This is a genomic window from Corynebacterium sp. MSK310 (assembly GCF_030227355.1).
In the GTDB taxonomy this organism is placed as follows: Bacteria; Actinomycetota; Actinomycetes; order Mycobacteriales; family Mycobacteriaceae; genus Corynebacterium; species Corynebacterium rhinophilum.
Genome location: NZ_JASPFZ010000050.1, coordinates 1 through 744, shown reverse-complemented (window position 1 = coordinate 744; position 744 = coordinate 1). Strand labels below are relative to the sequence as shown.

The following is a 744-nucleotide window of genomic DNA, read 5'->3' as shown; positions in this document are numbered from 1 at the left end:
CATCGAAGACAGGTTTTTAGAAAAGTGCGTTCGACACCGCTGCCAGGACGCATTCGGCAACACGTCACTAATCGCATGCTGGATTCCTAGATGCGCGTCACTGGTGACAAGATAGACCTCATTAAGTCCGCGAGCTTTAAGATCCCTAAAGAACCCAGTCCACGACGCCACAGACTCAGATGTAGCAACCTGCATGCCCAATAGCTCACGATAGCCTTCGGCATTAACCCCGGTAGCCACGAGGACGGAAGCTTTGACCACGCGTCCTCCTTCGCGGACTTTCATGGTCAATGCATCACAGGCAACATACAGGTATGGACCGGTATCGAGTGGTCGGGTACGGAAGTCTTCGACCATCTCGTCCAGGTCTTTAGCCATGTCAGATACCTGCGACTTTGAAAGATTATTAATTCCCAAACTGGCGACGAGATCGTTCATCCTGCGTGTGGACACGCCTTTTAAATAGCAGGTAGCTATTACGGTTGTTAGTGCTCGTTCTGCCCGAGTGCGTCGTTGCAATAACCAGTCCGGGAAAAATGACCCGGTACGTAGTTTGGGTACAGCGACATCAATGGTGCCAACGCGAGTATCAAGATCGCGGTGGCGGTAGCCGTTGCGGACATTGGTTCGAGACTTAGACGTGGTGGCGTAGTCGGCGCCGCAGATCTGGTCTGCTTGAGTCGATAGGATTTGGTTGATGAATCCTTGAAGCATCTCGCGCATGAGATCTGGGGATGCTTGGGC

Annotated in this window: 1 protein-coding gene; it reads right to left on the bottom strand. The window is 52.4% G+C overall.

Going from position 1 to position 744, the window contains the following annotated elements:
* Nucleotides 1-744: IS256 family transposase (locus QP891_RS11685; protein ID WP_284817084.1), on the bottom strand; the 744-nt coding region annotated here is incomplete at both ends.